The sequence below is a fragment of the Sphingomonas faeni genome, from assembly GCF_003053745.1.
In the GTDB taxonomy this organism is placed as follows: Bacteria; Pseudomonadota; Alphaproteobacteria; order Sphingomonadales; family Sphingomonadaceae; genus Sphingomonas; species Sphingomonas faeni.
On sequence record NZ_QAYE01000013.1, the window covers coordinates 1 to 24544 of the forward strand.

At 60.3% G+C, this 24544-nt stretch carries 28 protein-coding genes and 2 pseudogenes; 9 read left to right on the forward strand and 21 right to left on the reverse strand.

From position 1 onward, the window contains the following. Positions 1-290 precede the first annotated feature (290 nt). Positions 291-860, forward strand: a complete 570-nt coding sequence (locus tag C8J25_RS20405; RefSeq protein ID WP_146173391.1) for a hypothetical protein — start codon at positions 291-293, stop codon at positions 858-860. A gap of 483 nt (positions 861-1343) precedes the next feature. Here C8J25_RS20405 and C8J25_RS18345 read toward each other — a convergent pair whose 3' ends face one another. The 3 genes from C8J25_RS18345 to C8J25_RS20410 all read right to left on the reverse strand — a co-directional run bounded on the left by C8J25_RS18345 (position 1344) and on the right by C8J25_RS20410 (position 2967). Further along, positions 1344-2018 carry a hypothetical protein gene (locus C8J25_RS18345; RefSeq protein ID WP_107955812.1) on the reverse strand — a complete coding sequence of 225 codons (675 nt, stop codon included), beginning with the start codon at positions 2016-2018 and terminating at the stop codon, positions 1344-1346. A 150-nt stretch (positions 2019-2168) separates the two neighbouring features. Continuing rightward, on the reverse strand, positions 2169-2525 hold the full coding sequence (locus C8J25_RS18350; RefSeq protein WP_107955813.1) for a hypothetical protein: 357 nt from the start codon (positions 2523-2525) through the stop codon (positions 2169-2171). 103 nt (positions 2526-2628) lie between these two features. After that, a complete protein-coding gene (locus tag C8J25_RS20410) occupies positions 2629-2967 on the reverse strand; it encodes a hypothetical protein (protein ID WP_146173392.1) in 339 nt (112 codons plus the stop codon). A gap of 123 nt (positions 2968-3090) precedes the next feature. On the opposite strand from C8J25_RS20410, the gene C8J25_RS18355 reads away from it, so the two are divergent. Beyond that, entirely contained in the window at positions 3091-3411 is a 321-nt protein-coding gene (locus C8J25_RS18355; protein ID WP_244187207.1) for a BrnT family toxin, read from the forward strand. After that, positions 3392-3676, forward strand: coding sequence for a BrnA antitoxin family protein (locus C8J25_RS18360; protein ID WP_107955814.1), 285 nt, complete (start codon positions 3392-3394; stop codon positions 3674-3676). The genes C8J25_RS18355 and C8J25_RS18360 overlap by 20 nt, the downstream gene beginning before the upstream one ends. A 55-nt stretch (positions 3677-3731) precedes the next feature. On the opposite strand, the pseudogene C8J25_RS20830 reads toward C8J25_RS18360, so the two are convergent. Continuing rightward, positions 3732-3810, reverse strand: a pseudogene (locus C8J25_RS20830). A gap of 336 nt (positions 3811-4146) precedes the next feature. Between C8J25_RS20830 and C8J25_RS20835 the strand changes: the two are divergent. Then, positions 4147-4293, forward strand: a complete 147-nt coding sequence (locus tag C8J25_RS20835; protein WP_167397763.1) for a hypothetical protein — start codon at positions 4147-4149, stop codon at positions 4291-4293. A 140-nt stretch (positions 4294-4433) separates the two neighbouring features. Here C8J25_RS20835 and C8J25_RS18370 read toward each other — a convergent pair whose 3' ends face one another. The 15 genes from C8J25_RS18370 to C8J25_RS18440 all read right to left on the reverse strand — a co-directional run bounded on the left by C8J25_RS18370 (position 4434) and on the right by C8J25_RS18440 (position 19053). Further along, on the reverse strand, positions 4434-6356 hold the full coding sequence (locus C8J25_RS18370) for a type IV secretory system conjugative DNA transfer family protein (protein WP_244187208.1): 1923 nt from the start codon (positions 6354-6356) through the stop codon (positions 4434-4436). Between the two features lie 12 nt (positions 6357-6368). After that, entirely contained in the window at positions 6369-7391 is a 1023-nt protein-coding gene (gene virB11, locus C8J25_RS18375; RefSeq protein WP_107955817.1) for a P-type DNA transfer ATPase VirB11, read from the reverse strand. A gap of 4 nt (positions 7392-7395) precedes the next feature. Beyond that, complete coding sequence (gene virB10, locus C8J25_RS18380) at positions 7396-8682, reverse strand: type IV secretion system protein VirB10 (RefSeq protein ID WP_107955818.1); 1287 nt, start codon at positions 8680-8682, stop codon at positions 7396-7398. 1 nt (position 8683) lies between these two features. Further along, complete coding sequence (locus C8J25_RS18385; RefSeq protein WP_107955819.1) at positions 8684-9691, reverse strand: TrbG/VirB9 family P-type conjugative transfer protein; 1008 nt, start codon at positions 9689-9691, stop codon at positions 8684-8686. A gap of 1 nt (position 9692) precedes the next feature. Next, positions 9693-10448 (reverse strand): VirB8 family type IV secretion system protein, encoded by a 756-nt coding sequence (locus tag C8J25_RS18390; RefSeq protein WP_244187209.1) that lies wholly within the window; start codon positions 10446-10448, stop codon positions 9693-9695. Positions 10449-10865: 417 nt separating this feature from the next. After that, positions 10866-11927 carry a TrbL/VirB6 family protein gene (locus tag C8J25_RS18395; RefSeq protein ID WP_244187210.1) on the reverse strand — a complete coding sequence of 354 codons (1062 nt, stop codon included), beginning with the start codon at positions 11925-11927 and terminating at the stop codon, positions 10866-10868. 44 nt (positions 11928-11971) lie between these two features. Continuing rightward, on the reverse strand, positions 11972-12241 hold the full coding sequence (locus C8J25_RS18400; protein ID WP_107955821.1) for a hypothetical protein: 270 nt from the start codon (positions 12239-12241) through the stop codon (positions 11972-11974). A 2-nt stretch (positions 12242-12243) separates the two neighbouring features. Further along, positions 12244-12966, reverse strand: a complete 723-nt coding sequence (locus C8J25_RS18405) for a TrbJ/VirB5 family protein (protein ID WP_107955822.1) — start codon at positions 12964-12966, stop codon at positions 12244-12246. Position 12967: 1 nt separating this feature from the next. Then, entirely contained in the window at positions 12968-15331 is a 2364-nt protein-coding gene (locus tag C8J25_RS18410; RefSeq protein WP_107955823.1) for a VirB4 family type IV secretion/conjugal transfer ATPase, read from the reverse strand. Next, positions 15324-15659, reverse strand: coding sequence for a VirB3 family type IV secretion system protein (locus tag C8J25_RS18415; RefSeq protein WP_107955824.1), 336 nt, complete (start codon positions 15657-15659; stop codon positions 15324-15326). The genes C8J25_RS18410 and C8J25_RS18415 overlap by 8 nt, the downstream gene beginning before the upstream one ends. 1 nt (position 15660) lies before the next feature. Continuing rightward, positions 15661-15987 (reverse strand): TrbC/VirB2 family protein, encoded by a 327-nt coding sequence (locus C8J25_RS18420; protein WP_107955845.1) that lies wholly within the window; start codon positions 15985-15987, stop codon positions 15661-15663. Positions 15988-16008: 21 nt separating this feature from the next. After that, on the reverse strand, positions 16009-17310 hold the full coding sequence (locus C8J25_RS18425; protein WP_341871547.1) for an LPD7 domain-containing protein: 1302 nt from the start codon (positions 17308-17310) through the stop codon (positions 16009-16011). After that, a complete protein-coding gene (locus tag C8J25_RS18430) occupies positions 17307-17906 on the reverse strand; it encodes a lytic transglycosylase domain-containing protein (protein ID WP_107955826.1) in 600 nt (199 codons plus the stop codon). The genes C8J25_RS18425 and C8J25_RS18430 overlap by 4 nt, the downstream gene beginning before the upstream one ends. Then, positions 17903-18256, reverse strand: coding sequence for a hypothetical protein (locus C8J25_RS18435; RefSeq protein ID WP_107955827.1), 354 nt, complete (start codon positions 18254-18256; stop codon positions 17903-17905). Before C8J25_RS18435 ends, C8J25_RS18430 begins: the two co-directional genes overlap by 4 nt. Further along, positions 18253-19053: a lysozyme family protein gene (locus C8J25_RS18440; protein ID WP_107955828.1), complete on the reverse strand. Its 801-nt coding sequence runs from the start codon at positions 19051-19053 to the stop codon at positions 18253-18255. Before C8J25_RS18440 ends, C8J25_RS18435 begins: the two co-directional genes overlap by 4 nt. Positions 19054-19296: 243 nt before the next feature. On the opposite strand from C8J25_RS18440, the gene C8J25_RS18445 reads away from it, so the two are divergent. Then, the gene (locus C8J25_RS18445) at positions 19297-19938 is read left to right on the forward strand and encodes a recombinase family protein (protein WP_244187211.1); all 642 of its coding nucleotides are present in this window, start codon (positions 19297-19299) and stop codon (positions 19936-19938) included. Between the two features lie 191 nt (positions 19939-20129). Here C8J25_RS18445 and C8J25_RS18450 read toward each other — a convergent pair whose 3' ends face one another. Then, entirely contained in the window at positions 20130-21191 is a 1062-nt protein-coding gene (locus C8J25_RS18450; protein ID WP_244187212.1) for a GNAT family N-acetyltransferase, read from the reverse strand. Positions 21192-21507: 316 nt separating this feature from the next. On the opposite strand from C8J25_RS18450, the gene C8J25_RS21215 reads away from it, so the two are divergent. Both C8J25_RS21215 and C8J25_RS21220 read left to right on the forward strand, forming a co-directional pair. After that, positions 21508-21816: a hypothetical protein gene (locus C8J25_RS21215; RefSeq protein ID WP_244187216.1), complete on the forward strand. Its 309-nt coding sequence runs from the start codon at positions 21508-21510 to the stop codon at positions 21814-21816. Next, positions 21813-22304, forward strand: coding sequence for a LysR substrate-binding domain-containing protein (locus C8J25_RS21220; protein WP_244187213.1), 492 nt, complete (start codon positions 21813-21815; stop codon positions 22302-22304). The genes C8J25_RS21215 and C8J25_RS21220 overlap by 4 nt, the downstream gene beginning before the upstream one ends. A 161-nt stretch (positions 22305-22465) precedes the next feature. Here C8J25_RS21220 and C8J25_RS18460 read toward each other — a convergent pair whose 3' ends face one another. Then, a complete protein-coding gene (locus C8J25_RS18460; RefSeq protein WP_107955830.1) occupies positions 22466-22714 on the reverse strand; it encodes a helix-turn-helix domain-containing protein in 249 nt (82 codons plus the stop codon). A gap of 642 nt (positions 22715-23356) precedes the next feature. Between C8J25_RS18460 and C8J25_RS18465 the strand changes: the two are divergent. Both C8J25_RS18465 and C8J25_RS18470 read left to right on the forward strand, forming a co-directional pair. After that, a pseudogene (locus C8J25_RS18465) lies at positions 23357-23875 on the forward strand (recombinase family protein). Between the two features lie 3 nt (positions 23876-23878). Continuing rightward, entirely contained in the window at positions 23879-24208 is a 330-nt protein-coding gene (locus C8J25_RS18470) for a hypothetical protein (RefSeq protein ID WP_244187214.1), read from the forward strand. The last annotated feature ends 336 nt before the right edge of the window (positions 24209-24544 follow it).

Genomic DNA, 24544 nt, shown 5'->3' on the forward strand with positions numbered 1-24544 from the left:
GCGATGGGACGAACTCATGCCCTGGAACTGGTCCGCGCAAACCGCAGAGCGAGTGGCGCAAGCCGCGTAATCTGCGGCCTGCCGGCCACGCTTACTTACTCAAGGCCCGGCTGGGCCTTCAGATTGTCTAACCGCAACAATCAGACACTTAGCTCTGTCTAGCTAGGCCTCGGTTCGAGTTTAATCGACTCTTGGCCGATGGAATTTCTGAGATAGAGTGGAAAGCGAACGAACGCATGAGACCAAAAGTTAAGTTGATCTGTTCGAGAAACGCCACTAATTCGACTAAAATGCAAACAGAAAAGCGATCCAACGTTGTCCGTGGTGTAATTTTGGCTTTGGGGATTGTGGGGCCTTTTATATTCGCTTTGGAGCCTGCAACTAATCATCCCCTGCCCGGCTGGCTGATTGTCCCAGCTTGCCTGGGCATTGTCGTAGATTGCGCACTCATCTACTCTGTTTTTCTTGATGTCCGTGGGTCTGGGGCATTTAAACCAAATACTCCTCTTATCTCAAAACATTTCATTCCAATAGTTATTATAATGCTTCTTTTTCAGGCATCATTGATACTTTCGTCATTTCAGGATTTGCAAAATGCCCTGCTCAATTATTCACTTATTTTGCTACCAATCGGTACTGGTATTTTGTTTGGTCAACGCGCGTTAGATGGCGGCGTTCGACCAGCTTTGGCTTGGTTGATGACGCTCGCGGCGTATATCATTCCTATTTCATTTCTGATCTTTAATCCCCCGCAAACCACGATTTCGAAGCTTGCTGTCTTGTCACCGTTGCTCTTTGGTTTACCGGCTATTGCTAGATGGTTGGCAAGGCGCTCGTCTCTTATAAGCGCGGTTCGTTGACCCCGTGCTACGGCTCGAACCGGCAAGCGGAATGACCGGAATGGGGAGGTTAGCTGCCAGTCGGGCCAACGATGACGACAACGGCGTCTTCATCATCGTTAGCGACGCGAAGGCGTTTGCTGCATCGAGTTCCAATCCTGATCCTTTCACTCGGAACGCCCGAATCAATTAATTTCAGTCGAACTGAATGCTGGCGCGATCGCGCTAACATTAATGAAGACGTAGTTGCACAAAGGAAAACCGTTACAGCCATTGGACTTAGTCGATTATAAGACTGAGCGGCGAAACCCATCACGCTATCTCGATCATCGGCGTTTGTCGCATCATCGAAGCGTACGTAGAAAGGACCGAAATTGTACGCGTCGGCGAACACGGGGATCGGCAATGCCGAAATTAGCGCAAACGCAAGCTTACCTAATGTTTTACATGCCATGAGCTGAATTAGATTACTGTCCTACCCCGCGCAATGTCCGCATTTGGGCGTTAGTCGAATGGCACAGATGGAAGGTTAGCGACTTGCGTCCGTCCTTGATTCAAGAACGCGCGTACTTTGGAGAAGGCATCTGGCGCGTCCTTCCAAAAGCCGAACGGCTTGCTCGGAAACCTTTCTCTCATATCGGCTAGAACCGGTGCGGCGTCCGGCTCGACCAAGCGCGCGAGCAATCGTTCCATGGGAACCCCTCCTCTTCCGGCGCCACAAAGCACACTTTCAGCATCCCGACCGATCCAGCACTCATCCGCCTCGGACAGGTCAACCGAAAGTGCTTGTTCGAACCACGCTCCAATAAACGCTTCGATCGCAAGCTGCTCATCTGCTGCCCATGAGCGCCAAGTCGCAAGAGAAAGCTTGCCTAGCACAATCTCAGCATCGTTGGCGTTCGCAGGTTCGAAGACTGACACTTCCAAAATTCGAGGTAGAAGATACCGAAAATCATGCTTGCCGCCGACTGTCAGGAAGGCCCCCGACACATAACGCCAAAGATCCTGCCCGGTGATCTGCCGTAGCGGCACTGTGAGCAACACGTCCGTCCCGCGGGTATCGATGCAGCAAGGACAGCCTTCAATCGACAAGGGTGGCCGCATCTCGAACGTGCGATAAATCGCCTCCACCGCTTCGGTAAGGCTGTCTGCTAGTTTCTCAGGGCGCTCGTCGTGCATGGGAACATTACTGGCGAGCAACTGCTTTCATTGCAACGCCGCCTAAATCCGCGATGTCAGCAATTGAGCGAAAGCGGAACGTTCGAGATGGGAAGGAAAGCGGACGGGCGGCTTTCGAGAGGACGAGTACTAATAGCAGTCACTCGTCCTTCACGATAAGTTCGGCAGCAGACCTGAAAAGCAGGCGAGGACAGCAACCAAGTGCACTGTTGTCAACGGAAGGAAGTACGAATTCCCCCGCACCGCTACGGCCCGCGCAGCCACTGCCCCGTATAAGGGAAACTGGAGCACCCCCACAGCCATTCCAATAAGGCCGATCGATCCCTCAAGCCTTGTGAGCAGCATTGAAAAAGGGAACAGCACGCTTGCCGCGATGTAGGTGCCGTGCCCGGCGCCACCTGAGACAATCGCTGCAAAAATCGCAGGAATTGCGATGATTGCGCCTATTCCCGCTCCTAACCACGCCCTGGCCTTGATCCGCTGCTTCGTTGAGGTGGAATGATGCATCGGCGCTACATACCTTGCCGCGCCGATGTCTGTAAACGAACGACGCTCGAATGGCCGGGTTGGAGAGGATAGCGGAATTACTGCTTTTGGGATGTAACAGTGGTTAGCTGCCGCCCACAAAGCCAACCGTCCAACGTCGGATAGCCGGTCGATCTTCCGGCATCGGGCGCTGCGGCCATTTTCCAGGGTGCCAGATAAAGCCTGGTTTCTTCGTATGTCTCACTCGGTATTCCCAAGTTCCCACGTCGCGGGGTCCGTCTGACTCATCAGCAGCAACATGAGCAAAAATCACTGATGGAAAGTTCGTGCTGACGTGTTGGAGTGATCCATAGCGACGTGCTTTATCGACAGCTCTTTCATCATCGGGGCACTCGGCCTGAATATCGAATGTCTCCCACTCGCTGTAAGCGGTGATGAGGTATCGGTGGAAAGGCGCTATCATGCTCCTTCTTCCCATAATCGATGCCGATCAATCAACGTCCAGTTTCGGGCAGCTCCACCAGATGCTTGAACGGCGACAATTGGGCGTAACTGCCGCTGCTCACTTGCGGAAAACAGCCGCATAGTGTACAGACATATTCGTAAATACAGAAGCGGCCGTGATTTTGAGTGGGACGATGAGAAGGCCGCATCGAATCTCGCCAAGCACGGGGTCTCTTCCGAGCTGGCGCGCGAGGTTTGGAGCGATCCGCTCTACGTAGTCCTTCCTGATCGCATGGAAGGCGGCGAGCAGCGCTGGCACGCTATCGGCATGATCGGTGCTGTTGTCGTCCTGGTGGTCGTTCACAGCCATCCGCAACCGGATAACCAAGACCGGGTCCGGATCATCAGCGCCCGAAAAGCAACGGCACACGAAAGGAAACGCTATGACCAAGAAAGCGCTTAGTCCCGAGTTGCAGGATCAGCTCGATCGGCTCGCAGCTCTGCCGGACGATCAGATCGACACCATCGATATCCCCGAAGCATCGGCCGAAGCGTGGCAGCATGCCCGCCGGCCAGGTCTGTATCGCCCTATCAAAAAGCCCGTCACGCTCCGGCTCGATGCCGATATCGTGAGCTGGTTCAAGGAGCACGCCCATGATCGTGGCTACCAGACCGAAATCAACCGCGTGCTGCGCCGCTACGTTGCAGAGAGCGAAGCGCGGGCCTGACGCTATCCATACCGCTGCTTAGCCGCTCCCACTGCCGACTGATATTGGGCAAAGTTGCCAACGGCAGGGAATCGAACCCGCACCCGTCGCCGAGATCGCTGTAGCGATACGTCTACCAATTCCGTCATGCTGGCACGCACCAAGTTCGGGAAAAATCCCGTCATTAAGCAATGTCCGGTTTCGGGTGGCGCGGTTCGCTGGGGGAATGGCTATGTTTGGGTGCCCCTGCCGTCGCAAAAGGGACCCCTTTTGCAACGCGGCCCGTGCCAGCTTTGATTCTCGAAATAAGATCGAGTTTCAGGAATTAACCGCTGCCTCGTATTGTGGTGTGTGGAACAAGAATATCGGATCAGGCTGTGCAGTCTTACCCTATCGGCATGATCTTACCGGTGCCAGGCTCGGGGCGTCTGGTTCTATTCGAAGCGTATCCGACGAGGGATGGCATTCACCGCGAAATCTGGGGGCGAGAGGTGTTCCTGTTCGATGCCGGCAACCGGCCCGTTTGGCAGATCGCGCCAGAACCAGGCGCGACGGACGACATGCACCGGAATTTCGATGCGACCCGCCCCGCGACCGACACCTTCTCCGCCATCACCAATATCGACGAACTATTTTAGGCGAGCCGGATCGGCCGTGACACCTTTGTGATCGATATGTCTCCACCATTTCGTCATTTTCTAAAGGGCGGTAAGGTCGAGACAGGTGACAAATAGCTCTGACAGACCGTGCCAATTAGCGATGATATCTACACCCCGAGTTACGCAGCTTTCTCTCCGACCGTGCAAACACCGTCGAAGAGCTTGCGGACCTGCTGCTTTGGCGGAACAGCAAGACAGTCGCTGATCGCCGCTCGGTTCAATCTCCGCCCTTTCTTCACCTGGCTTCCCGTCGGGCTGGCAGCCTCGGAGGCAGACGGCGTGCCTGCCGTCGTTGCGGCAGCGGCAGCGTCATCCTCGGCCTGCGTCGCCTCGATCACGCGCAAGCTATTCGCCGCGATCGCGGGGTCGACGCGGATCGGGGGCATTTGCGGGGCCGGAATCTTGGTCCGCTCGATCAGGTGCTTCTCCGCGTAATAGCGGACCTTCTTGCCGTAGGTCGCGTACATGCCGCGCCGGAAAACGATCAGATCGTTTTCCGGCAGCAGCTCGACTTCCTGTGGGAGCATCAGCGGCCGGCGCTGATCGGACTCGGACGTCGATCCGCCTCCGCCACCCCAGGTTCCCATCGAGCGCGACTGCGCCTTGTACGTGTAACTGCCGAGCTGGTCAGAGATCTTCTTCGCCTCGGACAAGGCGGCCGGACGAAGCACGAGCCGCACCGCGCAGTTGCGCTCGATATCGGCCGCGACCTTGTCGCCATAGACGCCCTGAATCTGCTCGAGCGACTGGAACGCGGGCAGCATCCGCAATCCATAGCCAGCGACATAACTGAAGGCGTTCGCCAGCACGGTGCATTTGCCGAGGCTGGCGAACTCGTCGAGTGCGAGCAGCACCTTGACCTGGTGCAGACCCTCCTTCGGCAACTCGCGGACGTTGCGGTCGATGAGCTGCTGGAAGAGCAGGCCATAGATCGGCGCGACGCGCTCCAGATCGTCCGGCGAGACACCGAGATAGAGCGAGATCCGTCTGTCGCGGAACTCGCTCAGATCGAAATCGCTCTCTGACGTCGCCGCATCGACATACGGGTTCAGCCAGGCATTGATCTTCGACGTGACGGACTGACGCAGGCCGGAGAAGGTGTTTGCCGACGAGCCGGTGTAATCCTGGATCGCCGAGACGCACGCGGTCGAGAGCGGCTTACCAGCCTTCTCGCGCGCAGCGATGATCTTGGGGAAACGGCGTTGGGCATCGACGGCCGCGAACTGGCGATAAACCTCGCCGAGCGTGAAGGGGAGGGCGTTCTCCCCATCGTCGACGGTTGCGGCGATATACGCTGTGACGCCGAGGAACGCGGTGCGCGCGCCCTCGGCCCAGAACTTCTCGCCAGTCAGCGGATCGGGGTAGAGCATCGCCGCGATCTTCTGCAGCTCGTTGACGACCTCGACCGGATCTCGCCGGTTGATGTACCCCAGCGGATTCCACCGCACGGTGCGTCCACCCGTATCGAGCGGATTGAACAGCAGTACAATTTGCCGAAGGACCTCCTTCCGGTAGCCGGCGGTGTTTTCGTAATTCTCCTGCTTGATGTCGAGAACGACCAGCGAGTCCGGCCAGTCGAGCAGATTGGGGATGATGACGCCGACACCCTTACCCGCGCGTGTCGGTGCTTCGAGCATGACATGCTCGGGGCCACCAAAACGCATCACCTTGCCATTGAATTTGCCCAGCACGATGCCGGTCTGGGAGAGCAACAGGCCCTTCTTGACCTCATTGACGCGCGCCCAGCGCGCCTCACCGTGCAGCTTCTGGCGGGTGAACAACGTCGAGATGATGATGATGACGGTCAGCACCATGCCGACCCCGAAGCCGATCAGGAACGGCACATAGACGATGGGATAGCCCTTGAGCACCCAAAGCGCGCCCGGCACCTTGCGCCACGGCGTATGTGCACTGAGCAAGTGCGCCTTGAACAGGACGGCGACCGCGCCGATCGCCGCGCTCATCACCAACCCAATCAGGGCCAAAAACGCGATAGCTGCCGGCTGCGACCCCTCGTCGCTCCGCATCCATTTACCGCTCACGCCATAGTCTCCCTAATCGTTCGGCTTGCTCGCTGGATCGAACCAAACTTCCGTCATGCGATAGCGCGCCGGCCGACCCTCACCAGGCGGCAGCCGGTGCATCTGCACCACGATATCGACCAGCGAGCGCAGCAGTGACCGGATATCGTGGCGATCGAGATCGTTGCCGCCCTCCGACTCCTTGACCAGCAGCGTAAGCTGCTCGAACGCGCCCTCGGCCGTATTGGCGTGGACAGTCGTGATCGAGCCGGGATGGCCGCTGTTGACGTTGCGCAGGTAGAAGAACGCCGTGCCATCGCGCAGCTCCTGCAGGAGGATGCGATCGGGCCGCATACGCAGCGCCGACTCCAGCAACTCCTTGGCGCCGGCCTTCTGGAGGCTCTTCCCGTCCTTGGCGTACATCATGTGGACGTGGTTGCGCTGCGGCACGACGAGCTCGCGTGTGTCCTCGATCGTCAGGATCCGCTCATAGTCGGGGATCAGCTTGATGAGCCCCTTTGAGAAGCTCGTCTTGCCCGAGCCGGTAGCGCCGGAAATCAGGATGTTCTTGCGCGCCTCGACCGCAAGCTTGAAAAAGCCGCGCCAGTCGCCCGCCTCGCGCAAGCGCAGCAGATCAGCATCGACATCTCCGTACAGACCGTGCGCGCGAACCTCGCTGAACAGTCCGGCACGTTCGAAATCGTCGATGTTCATGGTCACGCCCGACGCCTTGCGGATCGTGATCGAGATGAAGCCTTGCTCGACGGCCGGGGGAACGACGACCTGTGCGCGTTCGCCCCCCGGCAGGACCGAGGAGCAGACCGGATATTCGGAGTTGATGTCCTGCTTGGTCAAGCCGGCGATCAGCTTGGCCAGCGTCATGAGAGCGGCGTTGTCGAGTGCCGGCTCGTCATGCCACTCCCACCCGTTGCGCGTCTCGAGACCGATCACCCCGGGCTCGTTGATAACCAGTTCGGTCACGTCGTCGCGAAGAAGATGCCGTCGGATCGGCTCGGCATTATGCTCGTAGATGAGCGACGTAGGGCTGGATGCCATCGGCTTAGCGCCTTAGCCCCACGTCATAGACCGACCGGAAATCGAAGTCCTTGGCGACGAAGATCGCAGCGGTGTCACCCTGGTTCTTCTTCAGGATCGGTTTGATGTTCATCGTATTCTGAAGCACCGTTTGTCCGGTTTGCCCCGGAACCTGGGTCGTATTGCTACCCTCATTGGCAAGTGCTCGACCGGCGATCTGCGAGGCATCCTCCAGCACCGAGATGACGAGCCCGATGCCGAACCGCGCCCAGAACTGCGTATCCACACCGCCCGGAAGCCCTGCGCGACCGAGACTGTCGGCCGCGGGCGAACCGAGATCGACCGCAACACCACGGGGGGTCAGAGCGCGGGTCCAAAGCACGAACAGGCGAGCCTGCCCCTGCGTGATGCCGCCCGAATACTGCCCAAGCACCTTGGTCCCCTTGTCGATGAGGACGATGCGACCGTTCTCGGAATAGACGTCGTGATTGATGACGCACGACACGAACCCGGCCTGCGTCGAATTGATCGCGGTCTGAAGCGTGCAGGGGATCACCGTACCGGCGCTCAGCAGCAGGTTCCGATCGGCGACCATGGTGGCGCGCACGGTCTGGATCGCGGAGTGGCTGAGCTGGTCGTTGAAATCGGTCGCGCCCTTTGCCGGCGCAGCCGGCGCATCGTCACCCGACGGCCCGAACCCGCTTGCGCCGAACCCTTGTCGCGCAACTGTGGATTGCCCGCCACGCGACCCATCGCCTTGGCCCGCCCCTTGCTGCCCTTCCATCCCCGCGCCAGGCACGGCCGATGCCGTGCCGGTATTGCCGAAGGCCATGATCGGCGATCGCCGCGCCGCATCCGCCATCGCGCGAGCTTGCTCGGCCCGTCGCTGCGCCGGCGACTGCTGCCCGTTTGACGCGGTGGTGGTTGTCGAGACGGGGTTCCCGTTCGCATCCGCAACCTGGGTGCCGGCCGCTGGCGTAATCGGTCGCCCGAACACGTCAGTCTGCACAGCGTTAGGTTGCCCAAGCTGGCCCGCCAACGCCGCCCGCTGCGCGTTCGCAGAGCCCATCACATCGTCCACAGATCGCTCGCTGGCCTTAGCGGGCTGAGCTGCCGACGCCGTGCTGGCGGACTGGTGGAACGCGCTATAGCCGATCATGAGGCCACCCATCGTGCCGAGGAGACCGACCCCGGCGCCGATCAAGGCGATGTTGCCCCACCCGCCACTGCGTGCGACCGGGCTATCGATGTCGCTCGAAGGGACGGTATCCGCAGCGACGTCGCCGCCCCGGTCAATGACGGTGCTGACCATGTTACTGTCCCTTCACTTTACGTTCGACCACATTGGAGACGGTGCCCGTGCGATCGCCGCGATCATTGCGCAGCGGCGCCTCGTTGTAGATGCACAGCACCGTCGAACCGCGCCGGAGGCGGATCTGACGATAGACCGCATGGATCACGACGAAATCCTCGCGAACATCGTAGGGGACGATGGTCTCGATGCCGTCGACGTCGACCGCGAAGAGCGAGGGGATATCGGCGTGGCCCGGATAGCGCAGTACCGTGAACTCGCCATTGTCGGAGATCTCGGTCGGTTGCAGCGCGGAGTCGCCCTGCACCGTATAATTCATGTTCCGAGTGCCCTCGATTACGGCATGGTCGAGCGCTGCCTGGGCGACGTTCGTCTCGATTGCCTTGGCGGTTTGCGCCTGGGCGAGCTGCACCTGGAGCGCCGCCATGGCGCGTTCCTCGCGCGGATAATGGAAGCGGACACCGTACATCGTATCGCCCGTTCCGAGCGATAGATTGAAATGGTAGGTTCGCGGCGTTCCGCCCGCGTTCGTGATGACGATCAGGTTCGTCCCGCCCGCCTTCTCACGCGGCTTCAGGAAGACGACGTTCCCGACCGGGGCGATTTGCCACGACACCGTGTCGCCGAGTGCCGCCTGCGTCACCGTCTCGCCGGGACCGAACTGAATCTCGATCGCGTGGCGGAAACTGCCGACGATCGTCACCACCTGGTCGGGATCGTAATTGACGTTGCGGACGCGCGCGTCTTTCCCGCCTGGGACGGGAGTCTCCGACGCAAACGCCGCTTTTGGCATCAACGTGACCGCAGCGGCCCCGACGATCGAAAGCGCGATGAGGCGTTGCCAAACCGCACCAACCGAGCGCCAGAACCAGCTTTTCGAGCCGGTATCTGTCACCACCAATTCTGTGGTTGATGGTGACAGGCGAACAGCTAGCTTCTTGCGAAGCTCTGGCATGAAGGGGACGACGACGCGCTCGCCATCGTCCGGAATTGTTGGCCGATCGCTCATCTCACGCCTCCGGATCGGAACGATAATTGACGACCTGGAAGCCGAGCGGATCGATGTTGCGATCCTTCTCATGCTCGGGCGCCGTGGTGTACCGGAAGGTCAGGATCGCGTTCCAATTCTGCGCGACCGGTGTGTTCTGACCGATTGTGATGATCTTGGTGTAGCGGACCTGCGCGACCGTCGGGCTGAGGAAGCTGATCGTCCGGATCGAGATCGAGACGAAGCCCTTCTCACCGTAGATGTTGGACGGCGCGTTCTTGTTGTTCGCCGAGACACCGTTCAGGTAACGCGCGCCCTCAAGCTGGTCGCTCATCAGCATCACGGCATAGGCGTTCTCGCGTGCAGCGTCGTTCAGCCAGCCTTCGCGCATCCGCACATATTGCGAGATGAAGTAGCGGTTGACCGCATCGTCGTAGGTGCGCGGCTGCGGCCCCGTCAGGGCCGTGATAACCTGCGTTTCGCCGGACGACTTATCGACCCGGATGACATAGGGCTCGACGGTCTTCAGCGGGGCCAGCATCGCCACGGCTGCAACCGACGCTACGGCGAGGGTGCAGGCCCCCGCGGCAACACCCCAAGCGATCTTCCTGGACTGGATCGCCGCCCGCATACGGTCGTATTCCCACGTCCTCGAGGTCTCGAAGTATTTCTCTTTATCTTCGGACTTCACCGCGCCCATGGCGTCGATCCCTTCAGCAGGAGGAGTAGGACAGCGCGACACCCGGCTGGGGCGTACCTCGCGCTGGTCGCGGAACATTCATCGTCCCAGGGCCGATCGGCGTAGCCGGTGCTGTGTCAGGCGTCTGGGACGGGGAAGGCGTGGGTGCCGAAGCGGGCGTGTCATCCCGCAGCAACACGGGATCCGACGGTGCGACAGGAGCCGGCGCCGGTGTCGTCGCACTGCTTGGCGGCGCGACCATCGACTGATTCGTGCCTTGCTGCGACGCCGGAAGCGGCACCGGCAGGCTGGGCAGGATCGTCCCGTATAGGTTCGCTGGGCGGCGATGCTTGCCGTCACAAACCGATGGCGGTTTAATGTGAGTCCCGGTGCAGCCGCTAAGCGCGACGGCGCCTAACGCCACGATGGTGAGCCTTTTCATACGGTCTCCGTTCGTATCTTTGCCGCGCGGGCGGTGTGCGTGATCCATGGCCCGAAAGCGGCTAATCAGCCGATCTACGACAAGCGATTTGCCGATCCGCCTAAGCCGCGTCCTGCGCCTGGCTTGTTCCCCTGCGTGGCGCGCTTAAACATGAGCCGGTTCGCAGCCATGTTCATGCCGGTTTGCAGGAAGCCATGGCCACCAGAGGAGGCGCCACCTGCGATGCCAGCAGCAATTGCTGGCGACTGGAAGAAGAATATCGAGCCGACAATGTATATTGCGCAACAAACCAAGCTCGCAGCAAGGATGAGATCGGCTGATAAAGTAAAGGTCGTACCCTCGATGGTCACGAAGCCGGAGCCGTCCCCAACAGAGTTCATTATACCGTCCATTGCTGCCTCCTGAAGGCCAGTAATGAAATTCGTCATGATCGCCATGACGACCATCAATAGAATAAAGTTGACGGTCTGCTTCAGCCAACCATCAAACAGCCAGCGAGACGAGTTGAACAGCAGACAAGCAAGCGCGAGCGGCGCAAGGGCGACGCAAATTGCAACCGACAGTTTGGCGAAGATAACGATACAAAAACCGATCGAGGCGGAAAGAAATGCAAAAACGTAAAGAAGGCCGATGCAAGAATAAGTGATTACCCAGCACCTAAGCTGAATAAGTGGCGTACGTACATCGGTTAGACCCTTTGAAGGCATCAACTGTACCTTTGCGTTAGCCAAACTCATCTTGCTTGCGAGCTTGCCAGTATCGGAGACATACGTATCGAAAGTAGTGCCAGGGTTCGTGACAGGAGTGCCCGACCCCGCCGCGATGATCTCACTTGGCAGGTTCGTCACTACATTGACGACGAACGCCGAGTAGCCGACGGCGCCCGCAGCGGCGAGCACGAACCCGACTTTGCCCGCTTGAAAGACCAGCTCTCGTAGGGGGGCTTGTATCGCGCCCCTTAGAACTGCAAAGCCTAGCAGAAGAAAATAGATTATTGCGGCCAGCCCAAGTGGCGCAGCAACGAATATAACGAGCCCGGAGCCAAATGAGGCAACAGACGTCGTGATAGCCGTCTCCACGTACGAATACATCGTCGTAAACAACGTCATGATATTGATTGGAGTGGCGGCTGGCATATTTGCTATACCTTAAGATACAGAAGCGGGGTTACACCGAAAAATCACTTTCTTCTTGTATTAGCATTATAGAAATCGCTCGCGCTTTTCGCGGCGGCTGCCTCGGTGACAGATATGTTGGCTTCCTCGGTTGTGGAGCAATACCTGGGTTTCTGTTCAGCGGTGAGGTGGCTATACTGACCCGTATCACATTTCGTTTGCCACTCCTTGAGCAAAGGGCGGTTGGCGATCAGCTCCTGTGCTGTCGGTACGGCGACCTCTTGTTGGCAGCCGCAAACAATGAGCACTGCGGAAAATGGCAAGAACTTCTTCATTTTCACTTCCTGATCGTATTCGCATCGTAGAAAGCGGCGGCATTACGTGCTGCCGCGGCTTCTGCGCCGCTATTTGCCAGATTGGCCTCACCAGCTTGTGCCATCTGGATTGCCTGCATCTTGAGCATGTCGTTCTGAAGCTGTGCCTGCTCGACCGAGATCCGCGTTTGAAGATCCATGACGTCTTTTGGGTCCTTCGCTACCGACAGTTGCTCACGGAGCTGGTCGAGGCCCTGCATCCGGGTCTGCGCGACGCTAAGCGTGTTCTCGCCCAGAGCGGCAGTCGCCGCAGCCGACCCAGTGGCGTCCTTGAGAGACTGCGCGTAAGCGGCGTCAGCGGATGATCCGCTTGCCGAGAGCGCGTAGCGAGACTGGATGTTGCTCGCCAAGCCGGACAGTGATCCAAGCTTGGTCAAGTCGCCTCCCGTCAGTGTCGCGACATCGATCGTCGTGTTCGGAAGGAGGTTGCGCACCTGCGAATTGAGGAGCTGCGGCGCGATGCTGTTGACGTTGGTCAGCTTCGAGAGCGAATTGAACGAGTCCTGCGCCTGCTGAATTTGCTGCTTGCCCTGGTCGATCATCTTGACCGTATTCTGGACCTGCGCGAGCGCCTGCACGTAGGTCGAGGTATCGAACACGGGGATACCCTGGGCAGCAGCCGGCGACGCGAACGCAGCGAGCGCGACCGGCGCGGCTGCAACCATGACGATGTGCTTTAGCGACATGTCAGCTTCTCCTTTGGTTGGCGTAGAAATGCGGCAGCCACGCCACGGGATCGTTGCCCGCATGGGCAATGGCGTCCTCCATGGCGACGAGCGTTTCCTCGCGGCCAGAAAGCACTTTCAACTCGTTCGGCATCCCACCCAGATCGAGCTTCGCCACGATCGAGGTATGCCCCTGCTTGACCAGGAAGGTGCGGCTCTCCGGGGTCAGATCCTCCCGAATCAAGCGAAACTCCGCCTCCGTCAGGCCCAAGCCGTCGCAATAATCTGACCGCTTCGCGTCCGAATTGGGCAACAGGATCTTGGTCGCCGTCTGCTCGATGATCGAGTGCGCGATCGGCGAGCGCAGCGCATCGGCCGGCGACTGTGTGCCGAACACCATGAAGGCGTTGCGCTTACGGAAGGTTTTCAGGCCGTCCTGCGCAAAGGCGCGGAACGCATCATCCTCAAGCGCCTTCCAGAACTCGTCCACGTCGACCACGACACGCTGCCCGTTCAGCAGCTCGTCGACACGGTGGAACAGGTACAGCATCGTCGGCGTGCGGATTTCCGGGTTTTCCAAGAAGTCCGTCATGTCGAACCCGACGAACTGCGCCGCCATCGACACCTCGTCCTCCGGTCCGTCGAACGCCCAGCCGAGCGGTCCGCCAAGGCACCAGCGCTCGAGCCGCGCCCCGATGCCCTCGGCATCGGAGTACCCCAACATCTCGCGCAGTGCGCTGAACGAGCGCGATGGCGCCGGCAGGCGCATCACAGCGTCGATACCCTCATCAATCAGTCGCTCTTCGGCGACGCTGAGCGGGCGGTTATCGCGGCGCACCAGCACGCGGATGAACTGCCGCAGGAACGCAATGTTGTGCGGGCTGGCGGTCAGCCCCTTCAGCGGTGCAAAGCCGGTCGGCTCGCCATTACGCAACGCCAGATAGGTGCCGCCACAGGCGCGTACGAAGATCTCCGCACCGCGATCCTTGTCGAAGAAGACCTGCTTGGCGCCGGTCTTTTCGAGCTGCGCTTGCAGGAAGTTTTGCAGCACCGTCTTACCACCGCCTGTCGGGCCGATGATGAGCGTGTGGCCGATATCGGCGCGGTGGAAATTGAACCAGAACGACGAGCCCGCCCGCGTCTTCAGCAGCGTGACCGCCTCGCCCCAGTGATTCCCAGACTTGCGACCGGCCGGGAAGGTGTAGAACGGGCTGAGCGCCGCAAAATTGCGCGTGTTGATGACCGCAGGGCGTGCGCGCATCCGGAAGTTGCCGGGAAGCTGCGCCCAGAACGCAGCTTCCAACGCTACGTCCTCGCGCGCCATCACCATGCCCGTATCGGCCGCGGCCGATCGGGCGATCGACAGCCGTTCCAGCAACCGCTTCGGATCCTCGTCGATCACCGAAATCGACAGATGATGCTCACCCATGGCGAAGCGGTTCGCCATGAGATCGTCGACACCCTCGAGCAGCTCCTCCGCCTGACTGACACCGGCGTCGTCCGACGACACCATCTGCTTGTATTTTTTCGTGAAGCGATCGCTCGCAACCGACTTCACCAGCGGCGCGAAGCTTTGGGTCAGAACAAACGGGAAATCGAGCGTCAGCAGGCTGTTGAACTGCCCGCTCCGCGTGCTGGCGACATATTCGCGGACCCCGAACATGCCGAGGTAATGGGATATGTGCGGCAAGCGGATCTCGGCCGCTTCACGGCCAAACACGATGCGCGAGGAATAGAGCGCCTGACCGAGCCTGCCGTTGAGCAGTGGGATACGAATGCGATCGCCGGTCAGGATGAAGTGCAATACCTCCATCGGTTCCGAAAACATGACGCCGTTATGCTCGTAGAGCGACAACGTCTCCGGCGCGACGTCGGCGAGCAGCGATTCAAAATCGCGGCATTTGTCCGCCATGAGCGTCATCGCGCGATCATCGATCTCGGTGTCGGCCTGCTTCGAGAAGATGCGCCCCACCTGATCGCCAGCCATGCTCGACGGGCGCACGAGGATCGTGACGTAAAACTCGTTATGGTAGAGAACCTTCTCGCGCAGCGTCTCCGCGTACCTGTCCTGCAACTGACGCGCGAAGGCGGAGTGAAAATCGCCTTCGAGAACCGGGTCGGTCGCAGTGCGCACAAGATGCGTCCACATCGCCACGCGATCATCACCGATCGAGCGCCACGCGATGTTGAGCTTGCTATGCCAGGTGTTGAGGTCGGAGATGTCGCTGGTCTCGAACGGCCGTCCATCGACGCGGTACATGCGCATGAGCGAGCCGTCTTCGAGCGCGACCAGTGTGTCGTCGGCGTGTCGCGTATAGGGGATGAACTTGATGTCATCCGCCTCACGAAGCGTGATCTTCTTATGCTTCAGCTTGGAATCAGTCATTGCCGAAATGCTTCCGCTTCACGCCTTTGGCGAGGCGAACGGGAGAGTAACTTCCGCCCCCCCAGAACTTGCGATTCTTGGATAGAAAGCCCGTCTGGAACCACAGGCCCCACAGCCGGAACGCGTTGAAGTCGTAGTGACAGATCGCGCGTGCCGGCAGGTAGAGCGCCCCGAACAAGGCCAGGGGGTAGAAGGGATTATGGAATATCCCCCAGAACACCATGCAGACCATGATGATCGGCAGGATCGCCTCGAGCGGTAATCCCATGAACACCGATGGCCTGGTCAGGGCGAGGAACACTCTATCCTCGGCGAGCTTGTCTTCCACTTTACGCCGAGCCGCCCATCCAGCCGACGATCGTCGCGGCCGAGAAGATGATGCCGATACCGATCAGCACCGTGACCGCTTTGCCCCAGTCCATCCGGCCGGTCAGCTTGGCATAGCCGACCGCCATCACGGCAATCACGCCGACGACCGAGGCGACCGTCGTCATCCACGTCTTGATCGTGCCGAGCCCGGTCTCGATCGACGTACCACCGCTCTGTGCGAGGGCGGGCTGCGCGATCGCAACGAGGACAACCACACCGGCGATGCCCATAATTTGGCGTGCACGGCGATCGGACATCATCCGGCCCATCGGCTGAGTGAACTTCATACGGGTCTCCATGGCTTGCGTTTACCTCTCGAGGTCGGGGGTGATTTGGATCGGTTCGACTTGCCGAACGGGGGTTGGCTCACGCACCGAAACATCCAAGCCGCGCGACAGCGCGGCCGAGATCAAATCGCGGCTCTCGAGGTTGGCGGACATGATCCGGTCCGCGTCTCCTTCGAACGCCGCGCTAATATGCTGCTCCATTGCCACCTGCGCTTCGACCGCATTGGCAAGGCGTGGGTCAGCTGCAATCCGCTCGGCGTTGCCGCGCAGGAACAGCTCCGCCAATTCCTCATTATCGTCTCGCGCGGCGTCAGCGCCGTGCACCCGCTCCTCGCGAACAGTTGCCGGTTCCTGCTGCTGATGCGGATACGGTATCAGCGTCCCAGCCCGTTCGTCCGCCCGCTCCGACTCTACAAACGACGCGACCAACTCTTTCGCCACCTCGTGACGATTAAGCCCGGAGCGAACGAGGTAGATCGCGTCCGCAACCTCGCCGTCCCACTTCCCGTCACGCCCCATCCGACGCAGCTCGTCGTGCTCATAGCCCGCTTTGGAGAACGAGCTGACCAGCGTCGGGCTTTCCAACGCCTGCTCTAGCGCGCCGTTGAGCGCCTCCTTGTTCACATCGAGGCGCTCGTACCGGAACTCCCGTTCCATCGGTTCCAGGTTCGGTGTGAGGCTCTCGGAGAGCGCCTTATGGTCCTGGGTATAGACGCTCAGCGTCAGCAGCAGACGCTTGTCGGCATCCGACAACGCCGTGCTGCCATGCGCTGGCGCTGCTTCCGCAGCGGCTTCCCGACCGACATCGGCCGACCGCGCCGGAACCGTCGCTTCAACCGCGGCGACCGGCGCAACCTGTTCCACGACCGGCGCCGGCTTTGCAGCCGCCTCGCGTTCGCGCCGTGCTTCGTCAGCACGTCGGATATCCGCCATCCGCTCCTGTTCTACGAAGCTCGGTTCATAGCCGCGGACCGTTAGCCCCTCCCGCGATCCGGCCTCCCATACGGCCTTCTTGAACTCGGGCGATCCATCGACGTCGATCCCCTCCCAACCATTATGCTTGGCGATCTTCACGAGCGCCGCGACGGTCTCCGGATCCTCCTTCCGAGCAACGATCCGATCCCCGTTGCCCAGGACTTCGATCGACGGGGCACCGCGATCACCCGGTCGAAACATGCCCATACGAACTTCGTTGGGGTCTTTTGCCGGGACAACGCGAACGTCGTACCGCTTGGCCAGATCGGGCGGCATCCTGAAGCCAGCCTCTGCGGCTTCCGGATCCACGTCCCGCCCAGGCCGCGCAACAATATTATCCACGCTCATTTGAAGACCTCGACTGAGTTGGAAGCGATCTGACCGACCACCCAGCTATCGCCGCTACTGGCAGGCTTGGCCGCGCTGGTTGCAGCGGCCGTCACAGCGGGCGCACCCGGAATAGGCGGCGCGGCCTGAATCGTGCCCATGCCGCTCGCGGCCGACCACACGCGACCGACATACCCGTTGCGAAAGCCCCGCGTCAGCGTGCCGGTGCTGTAGAGCGAATAGGTCGCGGAAATCGCGTCGAGGCCGCTGTAGTGGCGGCTGGCGAGACCATAGCCCTCCTGCAGCAGCGACGATGCGAGACGCAGGTTCGTGCACGGATCGAACGCCTGTTCGACGCTGACGCCGAGCCGCGCGAAATTGGCCGAGTTGATCTGCGCCAAGCCGACATCGACTGTGTAGCCCTGCGCCATATAGCGCCGAACCAGCGCGGCACCCTCGGCAATAGAGCCGGCGCGCACGCGCGGGCCACGATTGACGTTGATCGCAAGATCGTCGCCGCCACTCTCCGTAACGACGAGCGGCACGACCGCTTCGGTCGCGACCTCGGACGCGCATTGCTGCACCAGCACGGTGAGGGCGGCAACGGCGTGCATCATTGCTGCGTCACCGTCTGGTAGCGCGTATCCAGCGAGTAGCGCGACGTGCTGCCGTCGGGCTGGGTCACGGTCATGGTATAACCATGCTTCGCCGACTTCGTTTTTATGCCGACCCCGGTGCAGGACGGAAACCGGCCGCCCATCGCCAGCGCGTTCCACAGCTTCGTGATCGGAGGCACGCACTCCGCGTACTTTGTCGGCGACCCCGGCGTTGCGAGGCACAGGACCACCTGGCAGCCCCAATCCGAGGCATATGCCGGTTGGGGCGCCGCGACGGCGACCAAACCGCCCGTGCACAGCGCGACCGCTCTCGTGGCATCGCTCAGCTTACTCAGAACACGTCGCATCATGAACCACCTCCCTGAGAAGCGCGCCAAGCCACGTTGGCGAAGACGTCCCATTGTGGCGGGGCCTTTGCTGCGGTTTGCAGGACCGAGGCCGGCGCGGTGTGCGCATTTGTCGCGACCGGCGCCGACGCCGACGCATCAGCGCTGGCGACGTTGACGATCCAGTCTTCATCCTCCTCGACCGGCGGTGTTCGGTCGATCACTTGACCCGGACGCGCGAAGGCGATGTGCCAATGATTGGAGTGCCCGCGATCACCCGGGCCTAGCAGCTCGATCAGGTGGATCCCGCTCTGTCCCATCAGCGCGCGAATTTGATCGCGGTTGATCGAATTGACGCCGCCTGCCGGCACGAAATCGACCGCCTGGCCGACCTTGTGCCAGCTATACCGCGCGCCGTAGCTCGCGTTCATAGGGCGGATCGTGTCGGTGATCCGGGCGCCGAAGGCGCGCCGGACCAGCGCGGCGACATTCGAGACCGTCGGCGCATCGTTTGCTGGCGTGTCAGCCGCCCCATCATCGATATGCGCGAGCGAGCAGGCATCGAAAACTGATGCCGGCGTAACGCCGTAGGTCGCAAAGTCGCGTCCGCTAATCGCAAGTGGTCCCGCCACGAAATCCGCGCCCAACGTGATGAGATCCCGAACAGTCGCTTCGGCGTCCGCTTCGGTAACGGGCTCACGGCTCAGCGCCGCGCCTGCATGTACCGAGATCGCATAAGGCGTTGGCAGCGGCGTCACACCACCTCCAAGCCCTGCTGCGCAGAGCTCGATCGCCTTTGCCGTGAGACCCACTGGAAGCATGACCGCCTTCCGTAAGCTTAGTACAAATTTGATCTTATTCTATAACTGACAAATCTGGCAACATGCAATCGCAAGGTGGCAATGACGTATCTGGTTATTGCGATTTCGAAATCGCTTCCGCTGCCACGCTCTCGCCTGGTTGCCGATCCGGGTAGCCTGGCGTAGAAAATCTCTTTTTAGACGTGACGGCGCGAAGCGTCGTCGCGGTCTCCGGATAATGCGCTTCGCGTAAAGGGCAGAAGATTGGGCAAAAGCGTCGCTTTCCTCGCGCAAACACCGGGCTCGGCGACGATCGAAAACCAACAATCGTGGCTCAACCCTGATGACATCGAGGTCCTCGCGGGCCGCAAGACGTTCAGTCAGCTCAGCGAGCTGCTGGAGCGCAAGGGCATCGGCCTTGAGGCCGGTGATCGCGTCAAAGTCCATGATCTTTCATGCCTCGCGATTGCAACCCCCATGCTCGTGCGGGCGATAGCCAAGCTGCTTCGGAATGGCGTCAGCTTTGAAATCTGTACGCCCCGGATTATTGTTGAGCCCGGCGCCGATGATAAACTCCACGCGATGCTCGATGCACTCGACAGCCATTACCGGCACCTACACGGCATTAAGACGCATCCTGCCGAGATGTCGTCCCCAGGTCGCAAGCAATTGCTTGGTCCCGATAAATTACCGGAAATCCGTGAACGACTGAGCGCTCCAGGTGCGACCGCCACGGACGTTGCTCAGGAGCTAGGCGTCGCCCGGTCGACGCTCTTCAACTACCTCGAGCGATACGACCTCGACCGCCGCGTTGGTAGGGAGAAGAAGGGCGTGAACCGGCGTCCCGAGAACAGCGGCGATGACAGTCATGTCGCGGAAAGTGACCGGGACGAGACTGCCGGCTAGGATGCGATCGACCCGGCTTGACGGCAGCGCGCTCCGCTCCACAAGCTCGTCCTTCGATAGCCCCATTTCGCCAAGCAAAGCTTGAACTCTGTCCGCAAAACGCGATCGCACCTCTGCGCTATCCGGCACAGCTATCCCTTCTGCCCCCGATGCCGTGGTGGGTTCCGTCTGAGGGCGGCTCGACACCCTGGTCATGCCGCTAACGACGAACGGACGAGCGACATGTCGAGGGGACCCGGCTCGTCCCAACGGCCCTCCGGTCTGATCGCCATCAGCGGATCTATCCCGAACCGGATTTCGAGTGGATCCGCGGTCAACTCCGCGACGATCTCGACATATTCCACGTCTGAGAACCAGAAGGGCGGGCGTTCCGGGATGACATCAAAACCCAGACGCTGCCAAAATCCGACTAGGTCCGAGCGTGAATGTCCGTATATCCGGCGGATGCCCTTCCGCGCACAGTGAGCCAGCGCCGCTCCGACCAAAGGACGTGATAAGCTCCGGCTTCGATACTCGCGGCGAATGGCAAGGCGTTCGAGCTTCGCAAAATCCCCGAAATAGCGGATGCGGATGCACGCAGCCGGATCGTCACCGACATAAGCCAGAAGCTGTGTCGCACAAAAATCGTTGCCGTCGAACTCTTCCTCGTAAGGGCATGCCTGTTCAGCTTGGAAGGTGGCGGAGCGGACCGAGAAGACCTTGGCCATGTCCTCGATCGAGCGTGCCACGCCGACGTGCACATGCCCCCGACGTGCCCGTTCGATGGTCCGGGCGATATCGATCGGTACGGCATTGTGCGGGCATGCCGCAACCAAATGGGCGGAGGCCCCGGGGAACATCTCCTGAGCCGGACGGAAACCGACAGCACGTTGGATGCTCGCCGAAGCATCCGTCGCTCCGTACGAGAATATGGCGCAGCCCTCCGGACAAAGGTCGCGAAAGAGCCGCGCTATGGGCTCGAACATGCGGATCAACAGCCCCGGCGCGACGATCAGCCAGATCGCGATAGCCGACGGTTTTTCGCCTGCCGAGCAGATCCATGCCGGGTCGGGCCTGCTGCCATCATACCGGCCGGTCATCAGCGCCCATGCTCCGTACGCATTGAGCGGGAGGTAGGCGAAGATGCCCGCTGCCCCATCTTCCCCAGGCACGGTTACGGATCGGACGATATCAGGGTCCTTCTCGAGCATTCGGGCAACATGGACGCCGTCCGCCAGAGGAAGCAGCGCGCGCACCTCATCGATCATCCTCATGGTGCTACCGGGAGGGAGCCGCTGTAGCCGGACTTGCCGACAGTGATTACGCGCAATGAGCGCACTCATGCGCTCATTGAAGCAACCATCCCAGAAAGAGGTCGATTGGGAGCCTATCGGACTGCCAACGTCTTGAAACATTCGATATCCCCGGGGCTGTCGCGTAGCGGAGGTGATATTGCGAAGGCGTCTGACTGACAGGCTCACAAAAGTTGAGCCACGTGTTCCAGGGGGGAACACTAAACACCATGCCGAGTTCGCCAACCTGCAATGGGACGACGTGAGGCTGTTCCGGGCCGCCCTGCGGCTCGGCAGCATGCGAAAGGTTCCTTCAGATCATGGGGTCGTGGTCAACACGATACGGCGGAGAATCGAGCGCACTGAGGCAAGGTTCGGTCTGACACTGGTACATCGCAGTGCCAACGGGATCGTGCTAGCCGAGGACGGAGAAAAGCTCCTGAGAATTGGCGAGGCGATGGGCCACGCCGCAGAGTGGGATCTTGCAGCGAGTAGCAAGGACGTTCTTGTGAAGCCTGGAGAGCTCACCATCGCTTGCACCGAGGGTATCGGACATTGTGGCTCACGCCGCGGATGTCGAGGCTGCAGGCGGTCCTCCCCGAAATGACCATTGGTCTGGATTTTGACTACAACCTCGAGCGCGACCGGACCCACAAGGCCGACATCTGGTTGACGTATGAACAGCCAACGCAGGCGGATCTCATCGCCTCGAAACTGGCCACGATTTACTTCGCTGTGTATGCGAGCCAGAGCTACACTCAGCGCCATGGCATCCCATCAACGATGGACTCGCTCAAAAATCATCGCTTCGTGGAGCATATCAGTCCAAGTGTGCGCTCGGAACTTCTCGACGTCCTGATCGGTACGGAACGTCCCCAAGGCTTCATCGCGATGCGAACCAACTCGTCGCTATCTCAGCTTTGGTCGGTCACTGGGGGGGGTATCGGTGCCCTGCCGACGTTTGTCAGCGAAATCACAAGTGCTGCGGCTCTCGTACCTCTGGAATTGAGAATACGACGGGAGCTCCGCCTCGGATATCGTTCCAAGGCTAAGCCATCCCCAGCCATTCTTGCGGCAGTGAAATGGGTCCGTTAGTGTTTTGACCGGGCGATCCATCCGTGTTTCGCCGATACCTATATCGATCCGAAGACCTTTCGCCGGGACTCTAGCGAAACCAACATCGTCAACATTTTCCCGGATACCTTCAACGAGATGAGATCAAGATGCTCAGCCTCATAGCGCGCCCAGCCCACTGGCTACTCGTCGGTAGGACGCAATAAGTCCCAGATCTCCAGACCTAACGCTGCCGAGAGCTTTATCATCATGTCCAGCGTCGGGTTCGCACGGCCCCTCTCGATCGAGGACAGGTAGCCGATCCCGATCCCCGTACGCGTATAGATGTCGGTCTGGGTAAGCCCAAGCACCTTCCGTCGCGCCTTGACGCGCGCTCCGAAGGCAAGCGCGGCCGGCTGGATGATGTCCTCCAGGTGAAGTCTTGTCGTCATTCAAAGGTCTCGTGCCGGCGCGATCACGGCCACTAGTCCGTGCCCATCTTGTGACACCTTAATGGACGGCGCACCGATATCCAAGGAGGCCCCAACCACGGGGTAGCAGGCTCCTCCCGGGGGCAGTACATAGAACGGATCCAGATATACGCTACGCGCTGGCGGGTCGGCTCAGGCGGCGGAAACACTCGTTTGTAGTACATCTGCAATGCCGACAGGGTTTTCCGCCGTCATCGATGCCTTCTAGGACAAAGCGGTCACTAAAGGCTTCGCGTGCGAACGGCGGGATCGAACAGAAGCGACGCTCGCAGCGTGAATCTGCAGACAGCAAACGCTCGGATGTCGACGTTCCAAGCCCATAATGCGACGCCTGCCGCAGATACGGCCAAGCGCATGTGATCCGGCTGCCACTCGTGCCTCTGGCAGTTCGGGTTTCAAGTCGTTACCTCGTTTCTCGCATGCCTCGCCAGCACCGGAGCCAAGCTAACCTGTATAGGTTAGTACGGAGACTGAGCCGAACGAAGCTGTCCAGAAAACGGTCCTCTGGCGGTCAGCATGAATATGTCCGTCAACTCTGGACCCGCGATGGCGATCCGGACGAGAATGCAAATCGATGGGGAAACGGACAGATTGGGACCGGCCGTGGCGCTGATCGGCTATGCGCGGGTATCGACTGGCGACCAGAAGCTGGCGCTCCAACACGATGCGCTGAACGCGGCCGGATGCGAGCGGACGTTCGACGACCATGCGTCCGGCACAAACACCGATCGGCCGGGCTTAGCCGAGGCACTGGCCTATCTGCGCGCTGGCGACACCCTGGTCGTGTGGGAGCTCGATCGCCTTGGCCGCTCGATGAGCCACCTGATCGAGAAGGTCGGCGAACTGGCCGTGCGCGGTGTCGGTTTCCGATCGCTCACCAAGTAGATCGACACCACCACGTCGGGCGGAATGCTCGTGTTCAACATCTTCGGCTCGCTCGCCCAGCTCGAGCGCGACCTGATCTGCGACCGCACCAACGCCGGATTGAAGGCTGCGCGGGAACGGGAGAGCCTTGGCGGTCGGCGTCCGGTCATCACGCCTGACAAATTACGTAAGGCGCGCGATAATATCGCGGCAGGGCTGACGGTTCGCGAGGCGGCAACGCGCCTCAAGGTCGGCTAAACCGTGCTCTACAAGGCGCTCGAAGGCACCGCTGCTAAAACCGCAGTCAAGCATGAGGAAATAGTGATGCACGAACGCGATCCCAACATCGTCACCTCGAACCTGTCTGGTTTCGTCACCGAGCAGGGCGTCACCGTGAGAGTGAACATCATCCGGTTGGAAAATGAGCCGGGCTGGTCGCTCGAACTCGAAAACGAGCATGGAACGTCTACGGTCTGGGACGACCTGTTCGCGACTGACGATGCCGCGCATGCCGCCTTCCGTCAGACCGTCGATAAAGAAGTTATGTGCGCCTTCCTCGATCAGGCTGTCGTCATACCCTTTCGACGTTAGCACCGTCAGCGTTCGCCGTTCGTTCGATCCTAGCGTACGTAAACTTGACTTTCGTGCAGTGCCCCCATGCAGTGAAGGCGACAGCTGCGCGTAAGGGGATGTATTATCAACGGTTCGTTCGTCAGGCTCGGAGCAGGCGCTGCACGGATAGACCAAGCGCACGATCGGCATAGTGCGCAATGGACCGCTGAAACTGTCGCGCGTCACCGATCACGTCAAACACCCCGCCCAGATCAGCCGAGCTTGGCAATGATCCGCCAAGCTCGTCCTAACGGCAACCTTCCTACATTCGTAATCCGCAGGCCACCGCGCTTTCATAGCACCGACCCGTTTTAT

Coding starts and splice junctions, on each gene's coding strand:
- C8J25_RS18410 (WP_107955823.1), bottom strand. CDS start 15,331: ATGACTGATTCCAAGCTGAAGCATAAGAAGATCACGCTTCGTGAGGCG.
- virB10 (WP_107955818.1), bottom strand. CDS start 8,682: ATGGTCAGCACCGTCATTGACCGGGGCGGCGACGTCGCTGCGGATACC.
- C8J25_RS18350 (WP_107955813.1), bottom strand. CDS start 2,525: ATGCATCATTCCACCTCAACGAAGCAGCGGATCAAGGCCAGGGCGTGG.
- C8J25_RS21220 (WP_244187213.1), top strand. CDS start 21,813: ATGACCATTGGTCTGGATTTTGACTACAACCTCGAGCGCGACCGGACC.
- C8J25_RS18405 (WP_107955822.1), bottom strand. CDS start 12,966: ATGTCGCTAAAGCACATCGTCATGGTTGCAGCCGCGCCGGTCGCGCTC.
- C8J25_RS18390 (WP_244187209.1), bottom strand. CDS start 10,448: ATGTTCCGCGACCAGCGCGAGGTACGCCCCAGCCGGGTGTCGCGCTGT.
- C8J25_RS18345 (WP_107955812.1), bottom strand. CDS start 2,018: ATGCACGACGAGCGCCCTGAGAAACTAGCAGACAGCCTTACCGAAGCG.
- C8J25_RS18385 (WP_107955819.1), bottom strand. CDS start 9,691: ATGAGCGATCGGCCAACAATTCCGGACGATGGCGAGCGCGTCGTCGTC.
- C8J25_RS18450 (WP_244187212.1), bottom strand. CDS start 21,191: ATGAGGATGATCGATGAGGTGCGCGCGCTGCTTCCTCTGGCGGACGGC.
- virB11 (WP_107955817.1), bottom strand. CDS start 7,391: ATGGCATCCAGCCCTACGTCGCTCATCTACGAGCATAATGCCGAGCCG.
- C8J25_RS18420 (WP_107955845.1), bottom strand. CDS start 15,987: ATGAAGTTCACTCAGCCGATGGGCCGGATGATGTCCGATCGCCGTGCA.
- C8J25_RS21215 (WP_244187216.1), top strand. CDS start 21,508: ATGCGAAAGGTTCCTTCAGATCATGGGGTCGTGGTCAACACGATACGG.
- C8J25_RS18435 (WP_107955827.1), bottom strand. CDS start 18,256: ATGATGCGACGTGTTCTGAGTAAGCTGAGCGATGCCACGAGAGCGGTC.
- C8J25_RS18360 (WP_107955814.1), top strand. CDS start 3,392: ATGACCAAGAAAGCGCTTAGTCCCGAGTTGCAGGATCAGCTCGATCGG.
- C8J25_RS18430 (WP_107955826.1), bottom strand. CDS start 17,906: ATGATGCACGCCGTTGCCGCCCTCACCGTGCTGGTGCAGCAATGCGCG.
- C8J25_RS18460 (WP_107955830.1), bottom strand. CDS start 22,714: ATGACGACAAGACTTCACCTGGAGGACATCATCCAGCCGGCCGCGCTT.
- C8J25_RS18425 (WP_341871547.1), bottom strand. CDS start 17,310: ATGAGCGTGGATAATATTGTTGCGCGGCCTGGGCGGGACGTGGATCCG.
- C8J25_RS20410 (WP_146173392.1), bottom strand. CDS start 2,967: ATGATAGCGCCTTTCCACCGATACCTCATCACCGCTTACAGCGAGTGG.
- C8J25_RS20405 (WP_146173391.1), top strand. CDS start 291: ATGCAAACAGAAAAGCGATCCAACGTTGTCCGTGGTGTAATTTTGGCT.
- C8J25_RS18440 (WP_107955828.1), bottom strand. CDS start 19,053: ATGCTTCCAGTGGGTCTCACGGCAAAGGCGATCGAGCTCTGCGCAGCA.
- C8J25_RS18395 (WP_244187210.1), bottom strand. CDS start 11,927: ATGCCAGCCGCCACTCCAATCAATATCATGACGTTGTTTACGACGATG.
- C8J25_RS18400 (WP_107955821.1), bottom strand. CDS start 12,241: ATGAAGAAGTTCTTGCCATTTTCCGCAGTGCTCATTGTTTGCGGCTGC.